The 17,286-nt window shown below is 70.7% G+C and carries 17 protein-coding genes; 7 read left to right on the forward strand and 10 right to left on the reverse strand.

The annotated features are described in order from the left end of the window. Positions 1-30: 30 nt before the first annotated feature. The 4 genes from AB0E88_RS23775 to cseC all read left to right on the forward strand — a co-directional run bounded on the left by AB0E88_RS23775 (position 31) and on the right by cseC (position 3,418). The gene (locus AB0E88_RS23775; protein WP_361633701.1) at positions 31-570 is read left to right on the forward strand and encodes a SigE family RNA polymerase sigma factor; all 540 of its coding nucleotides are present in this window, start codon (positions 31-33) and stop codon (positions 568-570) included. After that, positions 558-1,226, forward strand: coding sequence for a hypothetical protein (locus tag AB0E88_RS23780; RefSeq protein WP_361633704.1), 669 nt, complete (start codon positions 558-560; stop codon positions 1,224-1,226). The genes AB0E88_RS23775 and AB0E88_RS23780 overlap by 13 nt, the downstream gene beginning before the upstream one ends. 131 nt (positions 1,227-1,357) lie before the next feature. Continuing rightward, positions 1,358-2,062: a two-component system response regulator CseB gene (gene cseB / locus AB0E88_RS23785; protein WP_361633707.1), complete on the forward strand. Its 705-nt coding sequence runs from the start codon at positions 1,358-1,360 to the stop codon at positions 2,060-2,062. A 12-nt stretch (positions 2,063-2,074) separates the two neighbouring features. Then, the gene (cseC, locus tag AB0E88_RS23790; RefSeq protein ID WP_361633709.1) at positions 2,075-3,418 is read left to right on the forward strand and encodes a two-component system sensor histidine kinase CseC; all 1,344 of its coding nucleotides are present in this window, start codon (positions 2,075-2,077) and stop codon (positions 3,416-3,418) included. Between the two features lie 448 nt (positions 3,419-3,866). On the opposite strand, the gene AB0E88_RS23795 is transcribed toward cseC, so the two are convergent. Next, positions 3,867-5,438 (reverse strand): MDR family MFS transporter, encoded by a 1,572-nt coding sequence (locus AB0E88_RS23795; RefSeq protein WP_361633712.1) that lies wholly within the window; start codon positions 5,436-5,438, stop codon positions 3,867-3,869. Between the two features lie 151 nt (positions 5,439-5,589). On the opposite strand from AB0E88_RS23795, the gene AB0E88_RS23800 reads away from it, so the two are divergent. Next, entirely contained in the window at positions 5,590-6,177 is a 588-nt protein-coding gene (locus AB0E88_RS23800; protein WP_361633715.1) for a TetR/AcrR family transcriptional regulator, read from the forward strand. Positions 6,178-6,205: 28 nt separating this feature from the next. Here the strand turns inward: AB0E88_RS23800 and AB0E88_RS23805 are convergent, their stop codons facing one another. Beyond that, positions 6,206-6,940 carry a M23 family metallopeptidase gene (locus tag AB0E88_RS23805; protein WP_361633718.1) on the reverse strand — a complete coding sequence of 245 codons (735 nt, stop codon included), beginning with the start codon at positions 6,938-6,940 and terminating at the stop codon, positions 6,206-6,208. A gap of 438 nt (positions 6,941-7,378) precedes the next feature. On the opposite strand from AB0E88_RS23805, the gene AB0E88_RS23810 reads away from it, so the two are divergent. After that, the gene (locus tag AB0E88_RS23810) at positions 7,379-8,017 is read left to right on the forward strand and encodes an HAD family acid phosphatase (protein ID WP_361633721.1); all 639 of its coding nucleotides are present in this window, start codon (positions 7,379-7,381) and stop codon (positions 8,015-8,017) included. A 93-nt stretch (positions 8,018-8,110) separates the two neighbouring features. On the opposite strand, the gene AB0E88_RS23815 is transcribed toward AB0E88_RS23810, so the two are convergent. Beyond that, positions 8,111-10,636: an ATP-dependent Clp protease ATP-binding subunit gene (locus tag AB0E88_RS23815; RefSeq protein ID WP_361633724.1), complete on the reverse strand. Its 2,526-nt coding sequence runs from the start codon at positions 10,634-10,636 to the stop codon at positions 8,111-8,113. A gap of 430 nt (positions 10,637-11,066) precedes the next feature. Between AB0E88_RS23815 and AB0E88_RS23820 the strand changes: the two genes are divergently transcribed. Continuing rightward, positions 11,067-11,924: an SCO3374 family protein gene (locus tag AB0E88_RS23820; protein ID WP_361633727.1), complete on the forward strand. Its 858-nt coding sequence runs from the start codon at positions 11,067-11,069 to the stop codon at positions 11,922-11,924. Here AB0E88_RS23820 and AB0E88_RS23825 read toward each other — a convergent pair. From AB0E88_RS23825 to nadC, 7 genes are all read right to left on the reverse strand, one after another. Further along, the gene (locus AB0E88_RS23825) at positions 11,903-12,241 is read right to left on the reverse strand and encodes an Lsr2 family protein (RefSeq protein ID WP_361633730.1); all 339 of its coding nucleotides are present in this window, start codon (positions 12,239-12,241) and stop codon (positions 11,903-11,905) included. The genes AB0E88_RS23820 and AB0E88_RS23825 overlap by 22 nt on opposite strands. A gap of 252 nt (positions 12,242-12,493) precedes the next feature. After that, positions 12,494-13,027 (reverse strand): amino-acid N-acetyltransferase, encoded by a 534-nt coding sequence (locus AB0E88_RS23830; RefSeq protein ID WP_361633733.1) that lies wholly within the window; start codon positions 13,025-13,027, stop codon positions 12,494-12,496. Between the two features lie 9 nt (positions 13,028-13,036). Continuing rightward, positions 13,037-13,522 (reverse strand): BlaI/MecI/CopY family transcriptional regulator, encoded by a 486-nt coding sequence (locus AB0E88_RS23835; protein WP_361633736.1) that lies wholly within the window; start codon positions 13,520-13,522, stop codon positions 13,037-13,039. Positions 13,523-13,760: 238 nt separating this feature from the next. Continuing rightward, positions 13,761-13,940: a hypothetical protein gene (locus AB0E88_RS23840; RefSeq protein ID WP_361633739.1), complete on the reverse strand. Its 180-nt coding sequence runs from the start codon at positions 13,938-13,940 to the stop codon at positions 13,761-13,763. Between the two features lie 88 nt (positions 13,941-14,028). Further along, a complete protein-coding gene (locus tag AB0E88_RS23845) occupies positions 14,029-14,688 on the reverse strand; it encodes a hypothetical protein (RefSeq protein WP_361633920.1) in 660 nt (219 codons plus the stop codon). An 812-nt stretch (positions 14,689-15,500) separates the two neighbouring features. Then, positions 15,501-16,298 (reverse strand): type III pantothenate kinase, encoded by a 798-nt coding sequence (locus AB0E88_RS23850; protein WP_361633742.1) that lies wholly within the window; start codon positions 16,296-16,298, stop codon positions 15,501-15,503. A gap of 9 nt (positions 16,299-16,307) precedes the next feature. Next, positions 16,308-17,285 carry a carboxylating nicotinate-nucleotide diphosphorylase gene (gene nadC, locus AB0E88_RS23855; RefSeq protein WP_361633745.1) on the reverse strand — a complete coding sequence of 326 codons (978 nt, stop codon included), beginning with the start codon at positions 17,283-17,285 and terminating at the stop codon, positions 16,308-16,310. Between the last annotated feature and the right edge of the window lies 1 nt (position 17,286).

The following is a 17,286-nucleotide window of genomic DNA, read 5'->3' on the forward strand; positions in this document are numbered from 1 at the left end:
ACCACGGGGACTTTTCGGAGGCGGTTGATCATGGCGCAGGGCGAGGTGCTCGAGTTCGAGGAGTACGTCCGCACCCGGCAGGACGCGCTGCTGCGCAGCGCTCGCCGGCTGGTTCCGGACCCGGTCGACGCCCAGGACCTGCTCCAGACCGCCCTGGCCCGCACCTACGGCCGCTGGGAGGGCATCGCCGACAAGCGGCTGGCCGACGCCTACCTGCGCCGCGTCATGATCAACACGCGTACCGAGTGGTGGCGCGCCCGCAAGCTGGAGGAGGTGCCCACCGAGCAGCTCCCGGACGCCTCCGTGGACGACTCCACCGAGCAGCACGCCGACCGCGCCCTGCTGATGGACATCATGAAGGTGCTCGCCCCGAAGCAGCGCAGCGTGGTCGTGCTGCGACACTGGGAGCAGATGTCCACGGAGGAGACGGCCGCCGCCCTCGGCATGTCGGCCGGAACGGTCAAGAGCACGCTGCACCGGGCGCTCGCCCGGCTCCGCGAGGAGCTGGAGGCCCGCGATCTGGACGCACGCGCGCTGGAGCGTGAGGAGCGGGAGCGGTGCGCGGCCTGACGGACGGGGACGTCTCCCCGTCCAGGGGGAGTCTTCAGGCGGTGATCACGGCGGCGGCCGTGCTCGCCGCCCTCGCCCTTTTGGTCTCCGCGTGCGCCACCGGCGGCACCGGGACCCGTGACGAGGGCCCCGCCCGCGCCGACTCGGTCGCGGGCGCGGCGGCCTCGCCCTCCCCCAGCCCCGTGCACACCATGCAGAGGGTGGACCCGGTCCGGCTGGTCAAGGCGGACCCGCTGGTCTCGGACGCGGTCAAGAAGAGCCTGCGTCCGTGTGTGGGGGACGACTACCCCGTCGACGTGTCGTACGGCGACCTGACCGACGGATCGGTCGACGACGTCGTCATCAATGTGCTGACGTGCGGTGACGCGGTGGGCGTCGGCTCGTACGTGTACCGCGCCAACGGCGACCGGTACCAGAATGTGTTCCAGTCCGAGGAATCCCCGGTCTACGCCGAGATAGACCGAGGCGCTCTGATGGTGACCAAGCAGGTGTACAAGAATGGCGATCCGGTGTCGAACCCGTCCGGCGAGAACGTGATCACGTACGTCTGGAAAGCGGGCCGGTTCGTGCAGGACGACTTCCACCACACCGACTACGGCACCACGGTGGACACCACTCCGGCACAGACGCCCGCACCGGCGCCGGCGGACAACTGACGCGGACATCGCGGCGGGCGTGAACCGATCGGACCACTCGTTCCGATGGAGGAGTGAACGCACCGCGAGATCCACGCGTCCACGTAGAGAGCCTTACGACCGAGAAGCACACAAGGACTGAGAGCACCGGGATGGCAGACCAGACCCACGTCCTGTTCGTCGAGGACGACGACGTCATCCGCGAGGCCACCCAGCTCGCCCTGGAGCGGGACGGCTTCGTGGTCACCGCCATGCCCGACGGCCTGTCGGGCCTGGAGGCGTTCCGGGCGAACCGCCCCGACATCGCGCTGCTGGACGTCATGGTCCCGGGCCTGGACGGCGTCAGCCTGTGCCGGCGCATCCGCGACGAGTCCACCGTGCCGGTGATCATGCTGTCGGCGCGCGCCGACGCGATCGACGTGGTCCTGGGCCTGGAGGCGGGCGCCGACGACTACGTCACCAAGCCGTTCGACGGGGCGGTGCTGGTCGCCCGCATCCGCGCGGTGCTGCGCCGCTTCGGACACGCGGGCGGTGACCGTCAGGCGGACGGCGCGGGCGCGGCGGACGAGGGCGGCGTGCTGACCTTCGGCGATCTGGAGGTCGACACGGACGGCATGGAGGTACGCCGGTCCGGCCGCCCGGTGGCGCTGACCCCGACCGAGATGCGCCTGCTGCTGGAGTTCTCCTCCGCGCCGGGCACGGTCCTGTCGCGGGACAAGCTCCTGGAGCGCGTCTGGGAGTACGGCTGGGGCGGGGACACCCGTGTCGTCGACGTCCATGTGCAGCGGCTGCGCACCAAGATCGGCCAGGACCGCATCGAGACGGTCCGCGGCTTCGGCTACAAGTTGAAGGCCTGAGCGGGGCCCGGCATGCGGGGGATCGTGCGAAGTCTGCTTCCGGGGCATCTGGAGCGGGCGGGTATCCGGACGGGGCTGAGATGGAAGCTCAGCGCTGCGATCGCGCTGGTCGGCGCGCTCGTGGCGATCGTGCTGAGCCTGGTCGTCCACAACGCGGCACGGGTGTCGATGCTGGACAACGCCCGCGATCTGGCCGTCGAGCGGATCAAGATCGCCCAGCGGAACTACGACCTGACCCACCGGGCGAACTTCCCCGGCGTCGCGATCAACGACGCCGGCCTGCCCGAACCGCTGCGTGAGCGGGTCCTGGCCAACCGGGTGGCGACCTATGTCTCCGACCACCAGGGCCACCCGCCGGACATCTGGGCCGCCACCCCGGCGAAGGACGGGCGCATCCTCTCGCTGCACACCCACTTCACCGACCGCAGCACGGACATCCTGCGCGACCTCGACCAGGCACTCGTCATCGGCTCCATCGCGGTCGTCCTGGGCGGCAGCGCGCTCGGCGTACTCATCGGCGGGCAGCTGTCGCGCCGGCTGCGCAAGGCGGCGGCCGCCGCCAACCAGGTCGCCCGCGGGGAGACCGAGGTACGGGTGCGGGACGCCATCGGCGGGATCGTCCGGGACGAGACCGACGACCTGGCGAGCGCCGTGGACGCCATGGCGGACGCGCTCCAGCAGCGCCTGGAGGCCGAACGCCGGGTGACCGCCGACATCGCGCACGAGCTGCGCACCCCGGTCACCGGGCTGCTCACGGCGGCCGAGCTGCTGCCGCCCGGCCGCCCGACCGAGCTGGTGCTGGACCGGGCGAAGGCGATGCGCACCCTGGTGGAGGACGTCCTGGAGGTGGCCCGCCTGGACGGCGCTTCGGAGCGGGCGGAACTGCAGGACATCCTGCTCGGTGACTTCGTCGCCCGCCGGGTGGCGGTCAAGGACCCGGAGATCGAGGTCCGGGTCGTCCATGAATCGGAGGTCACCACCGACCCGCGCCGCCTGGAGCGCGTGCTGTTCAACCTGCTGGCCAACGCAGCCCGGCACGGCAAGCCGCCCATCGAGGTGACCGTGGAGGGCCGGGTCATCCGGGTGCGCGACCACGGCCCCGGCTTCCCCGAGGACATCCTCGCCGAGGGACCGAGCCGCTTCCGCACCGGCAGCACCGACCGCGCCGGCCACGGCCACGGCCTGGGCCTCACCATCGCCGCCGGCCAGGCCCGCGTCCTCGGCGCCCGCCTGACCTTCCGCAACATCCGCCCAGCCGGCGCCCCACCCCACATACCGGCCGAGGGCGCGGTAGCAGTCCTCTGGCTCCCGGAACACGCCCCCACCAACACAGGCAGCTACCCCGTCCTCCCGTAGCCCCCCGCTGCACGGCACCACGCACACCTGCCGCACACCACGGCATCGGTGCCGAGCGCCACAACGCCGCCGCACCCGCGTACGGCGGGAAGGGGCCGGGGTGGGGGGTGTCCGCCCGCAGCGTCCGGCACCGGGCAAGGGCGCCCCTCGTCGGGAACGGGCGGCCGGACCGAGGACGGACACCCCCCGCCCCGGCCCCGACCCACAACGAACCGTTGGCGAGACACCAGCCCACCACGCACCGCAACGGGCCGCCGCAGGCCCCAAAGGGGCGCGGGGAACGGCGCGACCAGCCACAACGCACCGGCAGACGAAACACAACCAGGCGCCGCAGGCCCCCCCGCCCCCCGCCCAGACCCCACACCCCAGACAACAACGAGGCGCCCGCCGGAACCCCGGCGAGCGCCCCACAACAACCGACGGAGTCACACCGCCTCAACCGACGGAGTCACACCGCCTCGACCACCGCCGCCTGCGCAGCAGCCTCCGTGCCGCCCGCCTGAGGCCCGGCCCCCCGCAGCGGCACCTCCTTGACGAACAGCGCCGCCACCAGCACGACCACCGCAACCACCGCACCGAGCAGGAACGCCGCATGCGTCCCGGAGGACACCGCATGCTGGTACGCCTCGCGCGCCGCGGCCGGCAGCTTCGCCAGGCTCGCCGCATCCAGCTGCGCGGACCTCTCCGTGATCTTCGAGCCCAGCGCCCCGGCCTTCTCGGCCATGACGTCCTGCACCCGGTGGTTGAACAGCGCGCCCATGATCGCGACACCGAACGAGGAACCGAGCGTCCGGAACAGGGTGGTGGAGGAGGACGCGACGCCCATGTCCTTCATCTCCACGCTGTTCTGCGCGACCAGCATGGTGATCTGCATGAGGCAGCCCATGCCGAGACCGAGCACGGCCATGTAGAGCCCGGACGTGAACCGCGTGGTCCCCGTGTCCATCGTCGACAGCAGGTACAGCCCGACGACCATCAGCACACCGCCGACGATCGGGAAGGCCTTGTAGCGGCCACTGTTGGTAGTGATCCGCCCGGCCACCATCGAGGTGACGAGCATCGCGCCGAGCATCGGCAGCAGCAGCAACCCGGAGTTCGTGGCGGACGCCCCCTGCACGGCCTGCTGGTACAGCGGCAGGAACAGCGTGGCGCCGAACATCGCGAAACCGGTGATGAAGCCGATGACCGACATCAGCGTGAAGTTGCGGCTGCGGAAGATGTGCAGCGGCACGACCGGCTCGGCGGCCTTGGTCTGCCAGAAGACGAACCCGATCAGCGCGACGACGCCGATGCCGATCAGTTCCATGATCCGCGCGGAGGTCCAGGCGTACTCCGTACCGCCCCAGGTGGTGACCAGGACGATGGAGGTGATGCCGACGGTCAGCAGCAGGGCGCCGAGGTAGTCGATGCGCGCCTTGGCCCGCTTCTTCGGCAGGTGCAGCACCACGCTGATCAGGCCGAGCGAGACGACACCGAGCGGCAGGTTGATGTAGAAGGCCCAGCGCCAGCCCCAGTGGTCGGTGATCGTGCCGCCCACCAGCGGGCCGCCGATCATCGCCAGCGCCATGACGCCGGCCATCATGCCCTGGTACTTGCCGCGCTCACGCGGCGGGATCAGGTCGCCGATGATCGCCATGACGCCGACCATCAGACCACCGGCGCCGAGGCCCTGCACGGCCCGGAAGCCGATCAGCTGCCCCATGTCCTGCGCCATGCCGCTGAGTGCGGAACCGACCAGGAAGATCACGATGGAGCCCATGAACGAGCCCTTGCGCCCGTACATGTCGCCGATCTTGCCCCAGAGCGGGGTGGAGGCGGCGGTGGCCAGGGTGTAGGCGGTGACGACCCAGGAGAGATGCTCCAGGCCACCCAGCTCACCCACGATGGTCGGCATCGCGGTGCCGACGATCATGTTGTCCAGCATGGCGAGCATCATCGTGATCATGAGCGCGAGCAGAACGACCCGAACACTCCTGGGGCGCTTGCCCGCTTCTGTCTCGACTGATTCCGTGGCGGTCATCGTCCCTACTTCCCCCAGCGACTACTACTTACTTGCCGACCGGCTAGTTATCCCTACACTGGGAAGGTAGCTCCGTAACTAGCCGGTCGTCAAGTAAGTTTTACCAGCCGGGCGGCAGGTAAGTTTCCGGGGAAGCCCTAGGAGGACGAGGATGGACGTCACCATGGACGGCACCAAGCAGCAGCGTCGCGGGAACACCCGCCAGCGCATCCAGGACGTCGCGCTCGAACTCTTCGCCGAGCAGGGCTACGAGAAGACCTCCCTGCGGGAGATCGCCGAGAGCCTGGACGTCACCAAGGCGGCGCTGTACTACCACTTCAAGACCAAGGAAGAGATCCTCGTCAGCATCTTCGAGGATCTGTCCCGGCCGATCGAGGACCTGATCGAGTGGGGGCGGCAGCAGCCGCACACCCTCGAGACCAAGCAGGAGATCGTCCGCCGCTACAGCGAGGCCCTCACCGGGGCGACCCCGCTCTTCCGCTTCATGCAGGAGAACCAGGCGACGGTCCGCGAGCTGCGCATCGGCGAGATGTTCAAGGAGCGCATGCTCGGGCTGCGGGACATCCTCGTCGACCCGGACGCGGACCTGGTCGACAAGGTCCGCTGCATCAGCGCGCTGTTCACGCTGCACGCCGGGATGTTCGTCCTGCAGGACGTCGAAGGCGACCCCGAGGAGAAGCGCAGGGCCACCCTCGAGGTCGCGTTCGATCTGGTGGCTCAGGCCCACAAGGGGGCCTGAGCGTCCGCCCGCGTGGGGCGGCGGCGGGTCAGACGGACACGCCCTTGGATCGCAGGAAGGCGACCGGGTTGATCGCGGAGCCGTAGTTCGGCGTCTTGCGGATCTCGAAGTGCAGGTGCGGGCCGCTGGAGTTGCCGGTGTTGCCGGACTTGGCGATGTGCTGGCCGGTGGCCACGACCTGGCCGATCTTCACGTCGATGCGGGACAGGTGGGCGTACTGGGAGTACGTGCCGTTGCCGTGCCGGATGACGATGGCGTTGCCGTAGGCGGGGCCGTCACCGGCGCCGTTCGGGCCGGCCTTGACGACCGTGCCGCCGTGGGCGGCGACGACGTTGGTGCCGAGCGGCACCGCGAAGTCCTGGCCGGAGTGGCGGTGCGACCACATGCCGCCGGCCTGGTTGAAGCTCGCGGACAGCGTGTAGTGCGCCACCGGGTGGACCCAGGAGGCGGCCTTCTTCTTGGCGGCGGCCTTCTGCGCGGCAGCCTTCTTCGCGGCGGCCTGCTTGGCGGCCTGCTCGGCGGCGGCAGCGGCCTTGGCCTTGGCGGCCGCGGCGGTCTTCGCGGCCTGGGCGGCCTTGGCCTGCGCGGCGGCCTGCGCCTCGACCGCGGTGGCGGTGGCGGTGGTGGAGGCGGACGTGGCGTCGGCGGCGGCCGCGACCCCGGCTCCCAGAGCGACCGAGACCCCGAGACCGGCGGCCAGCACAGCGGCGCGGGTGCGAAGGGTGGACGTACGGGACTGACGGGACGTGACGCGCTGGGACATGTGAACCTCGTGAAGCCGGGGACAGAGAAAAGCCACCCGACGCACAGGCATCCCGCCGGATGGGCTCATCCTTGGTAACCCCACGGCGCAGATCAGCTCAAATGTGTGATCTACGACGACCTCTAGTAGTCCAACACAAAACCTTCAACTTCCGACGCAACCAACATTTCGGGCAAAACGCACCTGAGCACCCTGCAAGCAGGGCACTTCCGTGCCGAAAGTCCGTTTTATGGATCTCCCGAGCCCACTATTCCGCCTCGTAAGTGACGCAGGTCGCGTGCGGCACGTCACCGGGGAGCCCCACGGACGCCCGTACGAATGTGGCGCAAACCTCTAGCCACTTACCAGTCGGTAACCCTACGGTTCCTCCCGCGCCACCCTCACCGAAGAGCATGCACACGACACCACCGTGTGCACGGACGGGAGAGGAACCCCCACATGACGATCAGACGCGCCTGGCTGCGCCGGGCCTCGACGGCCGCCGTCTCCGCGGCCGCCCTGACGGCGCTGGCCACCCCCGCGCACGCCGCGGAGCCGGCGGCCCCCGCGGCGCCCACCGCGGCCGGCACGGCGACGGCCGGGGCCGTCGACCACGCCACCTGGCAGCGCGACTGCCAGAGCGTGATGGACCAGGCGCTGCCGTATCTGCAGCAGCGGATCGCCGCCGCCCGGCCGGGCGAGCGCCAGGCGATCGTCCTCGACATCGACAACACGACCCTGGAGACCGACTTCGGCTTCCACTTCCCCCAGCCGGCCAACAAGCCGGTCCTCCAGGTGGCCCGCTACGCCCAGGAGCACGGCGTCTCGCTCTTCTTCGTCACGGCACGCCCCGGCATCCTCTACGCGCCCACCGAGTTCAATCTGGAGTACGACGGCTACGACGTCGCCGGTCTGCGCGTGCGCGGCCTGTTCGACCTGTTCAAGGACGTCGCCGCCTACAAGACCGCACAGCGCGCCCAGATCGAGACCCAGGGCTACACGATCATCGCGAACATCGGCAACAGCGCCACGGACCTCTCCGGCGGCCACGCCGAGAAGACGTTCAAGCTGCCGGACTACGACGGACAGCTGTCCTGACGGACGGCAGCGGGCAGCGAAAAGGGAGCTGCCCCGGGACGTGAGTCCCGGGGCAGCTCCCTTTCGCTTTCCGGCCGGTGCCGAGCGCGGCGCTTACGCGTCCTTGCTCAGGTTCGGTCCGGCACCGCCGGCCGCCTGCTCGATCGGCGGGACGTCGGGCAGCGCCGACTTCTCCTCACCGCGGAAGGTGAAGGTCTTCTCGTCGCCCTCGCCCTCGGTGTCCACGACCACGATCTGACCGGGACGCACCTCGCCGAAGAGGATCTTCTCCGACAGCGAGTCCTCGATCTCCCGCTGGATCGTGCGGCGCAGCGGCCGCGCGCCCATCACCGGGTCGTAGCCCTTCTTGGACAGCAGCTCCTTGGCGGCCTGGGACAGCTCGATGCCCATGTCCCGGTCCTTCAGGCGCTCGTCCACCTTGCCGATCATCAGGTCGACGATCCGCAGGATGTCGTCCTGGGTCAGCTGCGGGAAGACGACCACGTCGTCGACGCGGTTGAGGAACTCGGGACGGAAGTGCTGCTTCAGCTCGTCCGACACCTTGTTCTTCATGCGCTCGTAGTTGGTCTTCGTGTCGCCCGCGGCGGCGAAGCCCAGGTTGAAGCCCTTGGAGATGTCCCGGGTGCCGAGGTTGGTCGTCATGATGATGACCGTGTTCTTGAAGTCCACGACCCGGCCCTGGGAGTCGGTCAGGCGACCGTCCTCCAGGATCTGCAACAGCGAGTTGAAGATGTCCGGGTGGGCCTTCTCGACCTCGTCGAAGAGGACGACCGAGAACGGCTTGCGGCGCACCTTCTCCGTCAGCTGGCCGCCCTCTTCGTAGCCCACGTAGCCGGGGGGCGAACCGAAGAGACGCGACACCGTGTGCTTCTCGCTGAACTCCGACATGTCGAGGGAGATCAGCGCGTCCTCGTCACCGAAGAGGAACTCGGCGAGGGCCTTGGACAGCTCGGTCTTACCGACACCGGACGGGCCGGCGAAGATGAACGAGCCACCGGGACGCTTGGGGTCCTTCAGACCGGCACGCGTACGGCGGATCGCCTTCGACAGCGCCTTGACGGCGTCGTTCTGGCCGATGACCCGCTTGTGCAGCTCCTCCTCCATACGGAGCAGGCGGCTGGACTCCTCCTCGGTCAGCTTGAAGACCGGGATGCCGGTGGCCGTGGCGAGGACCTCGGCGATCAGCTCGCCGTCGACCTCCGCGACGACGTCCATGTCGCCGGCCTTCCACTCCTTCTCCCGCTTGGCCTTCGCCGCCAGCAGCTGCTTCTCCTTGTCGCGGAGAGACGCCGCCTTCTCGAAGTCCTGGGAGTCGATGGCGGACTCCTTGTCGCGGCGGACACCCGCGATCTTCTCGTCGAACTCGCGCAGGTCCGGCGGAGCGGTCATCCGGCGGATGCGCATCCGGGAGCCGGCCTCGTCGATCAGGTCGATCGCCTTGTCCGGCAGGAAGCGGTCGGAGATGTAGCGGTCGGCCAGGGTGGCGGCCTGGACCAGCGCCTCGTCGGTGATGGAGACACGGTGGTGCGCCTCGTACCGGTCGCGCAGGCCCTTGAGGATCTCGATCGTGTGCGGCAGGGACGGCTCGGCGACCTGGATGGGCTGGAAGCGGCGCTCGAGGGCCGCGTCCTTCTCCAGGTGCTTGCGGTACTCGTCCAGCGTGGTCGCACCGATGGTCTGCAGCTCACCGCGGGCCAGCATCGGCTTCAGGATGGAGGCCGCGTCGATGGCGCCCTCGGCGGCACCCGCACCGACCAGCGTGTGCAGCTCGTCGATGAACAGGATGATGTCGCCGCGGGTGCGGATCTCCTTGAGCACCTTCTTCAGGCGCTCCTCGAAGTCACCGCGGTAGCGGGAGCCGGCGACCAGCGCGCCGAGGTCCAGGGTGTAGAGGTGCTTGTCCTTGAGGGTCTCGGGCACCTCGCCCTTGACGATGGCCTGGGCGAGGCCCTCGACGACGGCGGTCTTGCCGACGCCGGGCTCACCGATCAGGACCGGGTTGTTCTTGGTACGGCGGGACAGCACCTGCATGACCCGCTCGATCTCCTTCTCGCGCCCGATGACCGGGTCGAGCTTGGACTCACGGGCGGCCTGGGTGAGGTTCCGGCCGAACTGGTCGAGGACCAGGGACGTGGAGGGGGTGCCCTCGGCAGGACCACCGGCAGCGGCGGTCTCCTTGCCCTGGTAACCGGAGAGCAGCTGGATCACCTGCTGCCGCACGCGGTTCAGATCAGCGCCCAGCTTGACCAGGACCTGGGCGGCGACGCCCTCGCCCTCACGGATCAGGCCGAGCAGGATGTGCTCCGTGCCGATGTAGTTGTGGCCCAGCTGCAGCGCCTCGCGCAGCGAGAGCTCCAGCACCTTCTTGGCACGGGGGGTGAAGGGGATGTGGCCGGACGGGGCCTGCTGGCCCTGGCCGATGATCTCCTCCACCTGCTGGCGGACCGCCTCGAGCGAAATCCCGAGGCTCTCAAGGGCCTTGGCGGCGACACCCTCACCCTCGTGGATCAGGCCCAGGAGGATGTGCTCGGTGCCGATGTAGTTGTGGTTGAGCATCCGGGCTTCTTCCTGAGCCAGGACGACAACCCGCCGCGCGCGGTCGGTGAACCTCTCGAACATCGTTAATCGCTCCTCAGAGCGGTCAGGCAGTGGGGGGAACTTCCCCTCCCTGTCCTTCCGCAGCTTAGTCCCGCAAGCGGGGACCGCTCATTCCAACTGCCGACACCGTCGATGGCCTCCTGACCCCGAACGCCGACATCTGCTCCAACCCGATGGTGCGAGACGATGTTCCCGCAGGCCAGGCAGTTACCCCAGTCGCCAGTACGCCGATGGCGAACGGGAGACCTCCCGGGCCGCGTGTCGCCCCCTCCCACTAGGGATGTCTTACCCGCTGCGACGGACAGTCCATGCCGCGTGCACGGCTTCCCTCCGCTACGGGCGAACAACCTTGCGCCTCCTGGCGTCCCCGCGCACCCCCGGGACCGGAACTCTGCGCACTCATCGGAGCACCCAGCGTAACCCGCACGGGTTTCCGGCTGTTGCACTTGGCATGGCTGGCGCAGTCCCCCCATGGCCCACGGTCCCCTTCCCCCGGCGGTCACCCGAGCGGGCCGATCCGCTCCGGCACTGGTACGAGAACGAACTGGGCTGGCCGGTGGTGCCCGGAGAGCCGGTACGACTTTCCGTGGGCCCGCGCTTCGACGTCCTGGACGTCCCGGCCGAGGCGGGGCGGGCGGCGCTGCGCCATCTGGCGCCCACGTCGCCCGTGGCCCTGCACGGGGACCGGATGCGGCTCCTGCTGGCCCCGGGCAGTGCCGAGGAGCTGCCGGGCCTGCTGGAGTGGCTGGAGTGGGGCCCGCTGGCCGCGTCCCTGGACCTCAGGGCCCTGGGCCCGGGAAGCACGCTGGAGGCCCCTGCGCCGGTGCCGTTCCCCGGGGAGCCGCCGGGGGCGTCCTGCGTGAGTGCGCCGGCGTGGTCGGCCGAGGGGGCCGGGCAGTGGACCGCCGGCGTGCCGGGAGGGCCCGCCGCAGCCGGGATCAAGGGGCCGCAGAGGCTGGAGGGGCCGACGGCCTCCCGAGCGGGGGCGCGGGCCGGAGCCGGGCCGGAAGAGGCGGCCGTGACAGGCCCGCCGACCGGCCCCCGAGGGGTCGGCACACGGGCGGCCGGAACCGGGGCGGTCGGCGCGTGGGCGGCCAGGATCGGCCGCTCAGCCGCTTCGCAGGGGGCCGCCGTATGGCTGCGGCCCCCCGTTCCGGGGAGCGAGGCCGAGTCCTCGCTGCCGACGATGTCGGCGCTGGGGGGCCGTGCGGGCACCCCCGATCTCGTACGCGTGGTGGACACGGTGGCCACGCGGTGCCACCGGATCCGCCTGCGGCGCGCGTGCGCTCAGCCGTTGGCCTTCTCGTAGGCCTCGCGAATGGACGCGGGAACGCGGCCGCGGTCATTGACCTCGTAGCCGTTCTCCTTGGCCCAGGCGCGGATCGCGGCGGTGTCCTGCGTACCGCCGGAAGCGGCGGCGCGGGCCTTTCCACGACCGCCCGAGGCGCGGCCTCCGGTACGACGCCCATTCTTCACGTACGGCTCGAGAAGGCCGCGCAGCTTGTCCGCATTGGCGGTCGTGAGATCGATCTCGTACGTCTTGCCGTCCAGCGCGAACGTCACGGTCTCGTCTGCCTCGCCGCCGTCGAGGTCGTCGACAAGAAGGACCTGAACCTTCTGTGCCACCGGATTTCCTTTCATCGAAAACGCTGAGGGTCGGGGTGCGTGGCGTCCGCCCGTTTCGCCACCGCCCCTGTTATATGCAGTACGGCAGTACGTCGGAAAGCAAACCGCTTTTGCCGGAAAAACACAAACCCCTGGCAGAGACCGCTCCGCCCGCTCCGGGACGGAAACATGTGCGTTTCGGACATAGGGAACCGGGGCAGCCTGCCGTCGCGCCGAATAGGCGTTGACCCGCTTGCCCGTTGGCCCCGGCGATCACAGATGGAGAAGCATCCGGCTGTTGCCCAGGGTGTTCGGTTTCACTCGTTCGAGACCGAGGAACTCCGCGACACCCTCGTCATAGGAACGCAGGAGCTCCGCGTACACATCGCGGTCGACCGGTGTCTCACCGATCTCCACGAAGCCGTGCTTGCCGAAGAAGTCGACTTCGAAGGTCAGACAGAATACGCGGCGAACCCCCAGCCAGCGGGCGGTCTGCAGCAACTTCTCCAGCACCCGGTGGCCGACGCCCGCCCCCTTCAGACCGGGCTTCACGGCGAGAGTGCGCACTTCCGCGAGGTCTTCCCACATCACGTGCAGCGCGCCGCAGCCGACCACCTCGGCGTTGTCGTCGCGTTCCGCGACCCAGAACTCCTGGATGTCCTCGTAAAGCGTCACCATCGCTTTGTCGAGCAGGATGCCGTCACGGGCGTAGGCGTCGAGGAGTCGGCGCACGGCGGGGACATCGCTGGTGCGCGCCCGCCGGACGGTGATGGCTTTAGCGGTGGGTTCCGGGCTTCGTGCGGACATGACGGGACGCTATCGCCCGCCGCCTCGCGTTGCCGAGTCGGGGTTCTCCTGTGCGTCGACCGCATCGGCGGCGTTCGGGCCGGCGCCTTCCGTGCCTTCGGGAGCGGCCGCTGTTTCGGCTACGGGTTCCTCGCCGGCGTCGCGGATGATGCGCAGGGCGTCCCGCAAGGCCTGCCGTTGTTCGTCGCTCATCATGCCGAAGAAGGCGACGAGAGCGGCGGCGGGGTTGTCGCTCTGCGCCCACGCGTCGTTCATCAGGGCGGCGGCGTAGGCGGCCCGCGTGGAGACCGCCTCATATCGATAGGCCCGGCCTTCCGCTTCGCGGCGCACCCAGCCCTTCTGATGGAGATTGTCCAAAACGGTCATGACCGTGGTGTAGGCGATCGACCGTTCCTGTTGCAGATCTTCAAGGACTTCTCGAACCGTGACGGGGCGGTTCCACTTCCACACCCGCGTCATGACCGCGTCTTCGAGTTCTCCCAATGGGCGAGGCACAGCTCGACAATAGTGGGACATCTCCCCATTGGCGTGCCGGACGTGCGCTTTCGACGGCAAACGCGAACAAAAAGGGCGTACGACTCGGCAGCGGAAGCTGTGCGGGGAGTCGTACGCCGGGACGCGGCCGCGGGGCCGGCCGACACGGTGGACGGCTGCGTCAGCCTGCCATCAGGCGGCCGTCCAGTGGTCGCCGAGCAGCTGCGAGGCGATCGTACGGCGGCCGGGCGGCGGTCGGTCAGGCGTCGCCGGCGGCGGAGGCCTGGCGGGCCCCCTCGGCGCGCGCGAGGGCGGCGTCGACGGCCGCATCCTCCTTGGCCTTGTTGGCGCCGCCCTGGGTCTTGACGATCACCCGGATCACGCCGATGAAGAACACGGCCATCACGACCGGGGGCAGGAGCGCGGAGACGTAGTCCATGGCTCCAGAGTAGCCACGCGCGCGTGCGGAATCCGGGCGGGGTCGGACGATTCGGCCGCTCCCGCCCGGATGGATGAAATGGGAGGCGTCAGCCGGCCACCAGCTGCTGGGGCGGCTTGCCGGGCGAGGGCGCGGGCTTGCGGCGGGGGAAGACCTCGCCGGGGGTGGGGATGGGGCGGCGGTCCGGGGCGGGGCCCGAGGGCGACGGCGGGGTGGCGGGCGACGGCTTCTGCGCGGGTCGCTTCTCCTGCTTGTCGCCGTCACCGGCCGCGGGGCGGTCGTCCGCCGCCGTACGGCCGCCCGGCAGCGCGAGCAGACGGGTGCGGCAGGCGGGCACGGTCGGTACGGCCGTGACGGTGGCGCCGCGAGCGGCCGTGCCGCGCGCCAGGCGGGCCCGCACATCCTGCTCGGCCATCACCCGGCATCGGTCGAGCAGTGCGGCCGCCACGGGGTTGGCGCGCAGGGCGCGCAGGGCGGCCAGGTCGTCGGGGTCCGGCCGGTATCCGGCACCCAGCGCCTCCTCGAGCAGGGTGAGGTAGCCGGCGGCGGTGCCCGGAAGCGCGGCGCGGTAGCGGCCGAGGTCGGCCACGAGGAAGGCCCGCAGGCGGGCGCCCTCGCGCATCGCCTCGTCGAGGGACTCGGCGAGGCGGAGACAGTCCTGGACGTCCTCGGCCGAGGCGGGGGCGGGGTTCAGGGCGAGGGCGAGAGCGCGGCGGAGCACACGCAGCTCCTCCACGCCGAACGCCATGCCGCCGCGGGATCCGTATGGCGTGGGCATGCGGCGACCATACGCGCTAATCAGACAAACCAGACACATCGCCGGGGCGTGGCGCACCGAGCCACCCGGGTGGGCGCCGCATGATCACCCGCGTGCTGCGGGACCGGCGCCTCGCGGCACACGGCCCCTGTCGTCCCGACGCGGCGCGGGTGCACCGACGCTGAGACCGCGCCGCTCTCCGGCCTGCGGTCCGGACGGCCGACCGGCCACCAAGGGGGCCGGAATCCGGCCGCCCCCGGACGGACGCACGCGTGCCGGTACGCGGCCCGCACGCCTGCCGCCCGGACCGGGTCCGGGGCGAACGCACGGCGCCGGTGCACGACCCGGCCGGCCCGGGTGCAAGGCGAACCCGCGGTGCCGGTGCGCGACCCGGCCGGCCCGGGTGCAGGGCCAACGCGCGGTGCCGGTGCACGACCCGGCCGGCCCGGGCGCAAGGCGAACGCGCGGTGCCGGTGCGCGGCCCGCCGGGTGACCCGCCGCGGGACGGACACGCGGTACGCGGTGCGGTTCGGGGTGCGCGGCCCGCCCCTCGCGGGGGTGGCCGCCGCCGTATGGAAAGGCGGCCGGGCCACGCCGCCCGGGAGGGGTGCTCCCAGATGATCAGCGGGCCCGGCCGGGCCGACGCCGCCGATGGGATGGCCGCCGCCGGGGCGACGCGGCGAGGTTGCGCCGCCCACGCCCCTGCCTGGGCGGCGTGCGCCGCAGGGGCAGGTCCGCCTCGGCGTCCTCCGGCACCGGAGCGCGTCGCCCCGTCACCGCACCGGGGCCGGCGGCGCGCGGTCTCAGGTGCGGGAGACGTTCCGCTCGTAGACCATGCGCAGGCCGATCAGCGTCAGCCACGGCTCGTGCTCGTCGATGACCGAGGACTCGCCGAGCACCATCGGGGCCAGGCCGCCCGTGGCGATGACCGTGACGTCCTCGGGGTCGTCGGCGAGTTCGCGGGCCATGCGGCTGACGACGCCGTCGACCTGGCCGGCGAAGCCGTACACGATGCCGGCCTGCATGGCCTCGACGGTGTTCTTGCCGATGACGCTGCGCGGCCGGGCGACCTCGATCTTGCGCAGCATCGCGGCCCGCACGCCGAGCGCCTCGACGGAGATCTCGATGCCGGGCGCGATGACACCGCCGACGTACTCCCCGCGCGCGGAGACCGCGTCGAACGTGGTCGCCGTCCCGAAGTCGACGACGATCGCCGGGCCGCCGTACAGCTCGTTCGCCGCGACCGCGTTGATGATGCGGTCGGCGCCGACCTCCTTGGGGTTGTCGAAGAGGATCGGCACGCCCGTCTTCACACCGGGTTCGACGAGGACCGCGGGGACGTCGCCGTAGTAGCGGCGGGTGACCTCGCGCAGCTCGTGCAGCACCGACGGGACGGTCGCGCAGATGGCGATGCCGTCGATGCCGTCGCCGAGGCCGTCGCCGAGCAACGGGTGCATGCCCATCAGGCCCTGGAGGAGGACCGCCAGCTCGTCGGCGGTGCGGCGGGCGTCGGTGGAGATGCGCCAGTGCTCGACGATCTCCTCCCCGTCGAACAGCCCGAGGACGGTGTGCGTGTTGCCTACGTCGATCGTCAGCAGCATGGCCGGTCCCTACTCCGCCTCGCGCAGGTCCAGGCCGATGTCGAGGATCGGCGAGGAGTGGGTGAGGGCGCCGACGGCGAGGAAGTCCACGCCGGTCTCGGCATACGCGCGCGCGGTGTCGAGCGTCAGTCGGCCCGACGCCTCCAGCAGCGCCCGCCCGCCGACGATCCCGACGGCCTCGGCGCACTCGGCCGGCGTGAAGTTGTCCAGCAGGATCAGGTCCGCGCCGGCCTCCACGACCTCGCGCAGCTGGTGCAGCGTGTCGACCTCGACCTCGATCGGCACCTCCGGGAACGCCTCGCGTACGGCCTTGAAGGCCTGGGCGACACCGCCCGCGGCGACGACGTGGTTGTCCTTGACCAGGGCGGCGTCGGACAGCGACATACGGTGGTTGACGCCGCCGCCGCAGCGCACCGCGAACTTCTCCAGCGAACGCAGGCCCGGCGTCGTCTTGCGCGTGTCACGCACGCGTGTCTTCGTGCCGTCCAGCACGTCGGCCCACGCGCGCGTGGCGGTGGCGATGCCGGACAGGCGGCACAGGATGTTCAGGGCGCTGCGCTCGGCGGTGAGCAGGTCACGCGTGCGCGTGGTGACCGACAGCAGCTTCTGCCCGGCCTCGACGCGGTCGCCGTCCTCGACGTGGCGCTCGACCTCGAACTCGTCGGTGCACACGACCGAGAGCACCGCCTCGGCGACCCGCAGGCCGGCGACGACGCCCGCCTCACGCGCGGTGAAGTCGGCCGTGGCGACGGCGTCCTCGGGGATGGTCGCGACGGTCGTCACGTCCACGCCGCCGTCCAGGTCCTCCTGGATGGCGACGTTGGCGATGTCCTCGACCTCGACCGGGTCGAGTCCGGCATCGGCCAGGAGTTCGGCGAGCGCGGGGTCGAGGCCGCACTCCAGGTACTCCTCGTCGGTGTCCGCGCCGCACGCGCAGCCGTCGCCGCAGCCGCCGTTCGAGGCGAGGGGAAGGTCCTGATCGGTCACT

The sequence above is a fragment of the Streptomyces sp. NPDC028635 genome (assembly GCF_040637635.1).
Taxonomy (GTDB): Bacteria; Actinomycetota; Actinomycetes; order Streptomycetales; family Streptomycetaceae; genus Streptomyces.

What these genes read in the sequence shown, in the direction of transcription:
- AB0E88_RS23775 (WP_361633701.1), top strand. Translation starts at nt 31, where the DNA reads ATGGCGCAGGGCGAGGTGCTCGAGTTCGAGGAGTACGTCCGCACCCGG.
- cseB (WP_361633707.1), top strand. Translation starts at nt 1,358, where the DNA reads ATGGCAGACCAGACCCACGTCCTGTTCGTCGAGGACGACGACGTCATC.
- cseC (WP_361633709.1), top strand. Translation starts at nt 2,075, where the DNA reads ATGCGGGGGATCGTGCGAAGTCTGCTTCCGGGGCATCTGGAGCGGGCG.
- AB0E88_RS23795 (WP_361633712.1), bottom strand. Translation starts at nt 5,438, where the DNA reads ATGACCGCCACGGAATCAGTCGAGACAGAAGCGGGCAAGCGCCCCAGG.
- AB0E88_RS23800 (WP_361633715.1), top strand. Translation starts at nt 5,590, where the DNA reads ATGGACGTCACCATGGACGGCACCAAGCAGCAGCGTCGCGGGAACACC.
- AB0E88_RS23805 (WP_361633718.1), bottom strand. Translation starts at nt 6,940, where the DNA reads ATGTCCCAGCGCGTCACGTCCCGTCAGTCCCGTACGTCCACCCTTCGC.
- AB0E88_RS23810 (WP_361633721.1), top strand. Translation starts at nt 7,379, where the DNA reads ATGACGATCAGACGCGCCTGGCTGCGCCGGGCCTCGACGGCCGCCGTC.
- AB0E88_RS23815 (WP_361633724.1), bottom strand. Translation starts at nt 10,636, where the DNA reads ATGTTCGAGAGGTTCACCGACCGCGCGCGGCGGGTTGTCGTCCTGGCT.
- AB0E88_RS23820 (WP_361633727.1), top strand. Translation starts at nt 11,067, where the DNA reads ATGGCTGGCGCAGTCCCCCCATGGCCCACGGTCCCCTTCCCCCGGCGG.
- AB0E88_RS23830 (WP_361633733.1), bottom strand. Translation starts at nt 13,027, where the DNA reads ATGTCCGCACGAAGCCCGGAACCCACCGCTAAAGCCATCACCGTCCGG.
- AB0E88_RS23840 (WP_361633739.1), bottom strand. Translation starts at nt 13,940, where the DNA reads ATGGACTACGTCTCCGCGCTCCTGCCCCCGGTCGTGATGGCCGTGTTC.
- AB0E88_RS23845 (WP_361633920.1), bottom strand. Translation starts at nt 14,688, where the DNA reads ATGGCGTTCGGCGTGGAGGAGCTGCGTGTGCTCCGCCGCGCTCTCGCC.
- AB0E88_RS23850 (WP_361633742.1), bottom strand. Translation starts at nt 16,298, where the DNA reads ATGCTGCTGACGATCGACGTAGGCAACACGCACACCGTCCTCGGGCTG.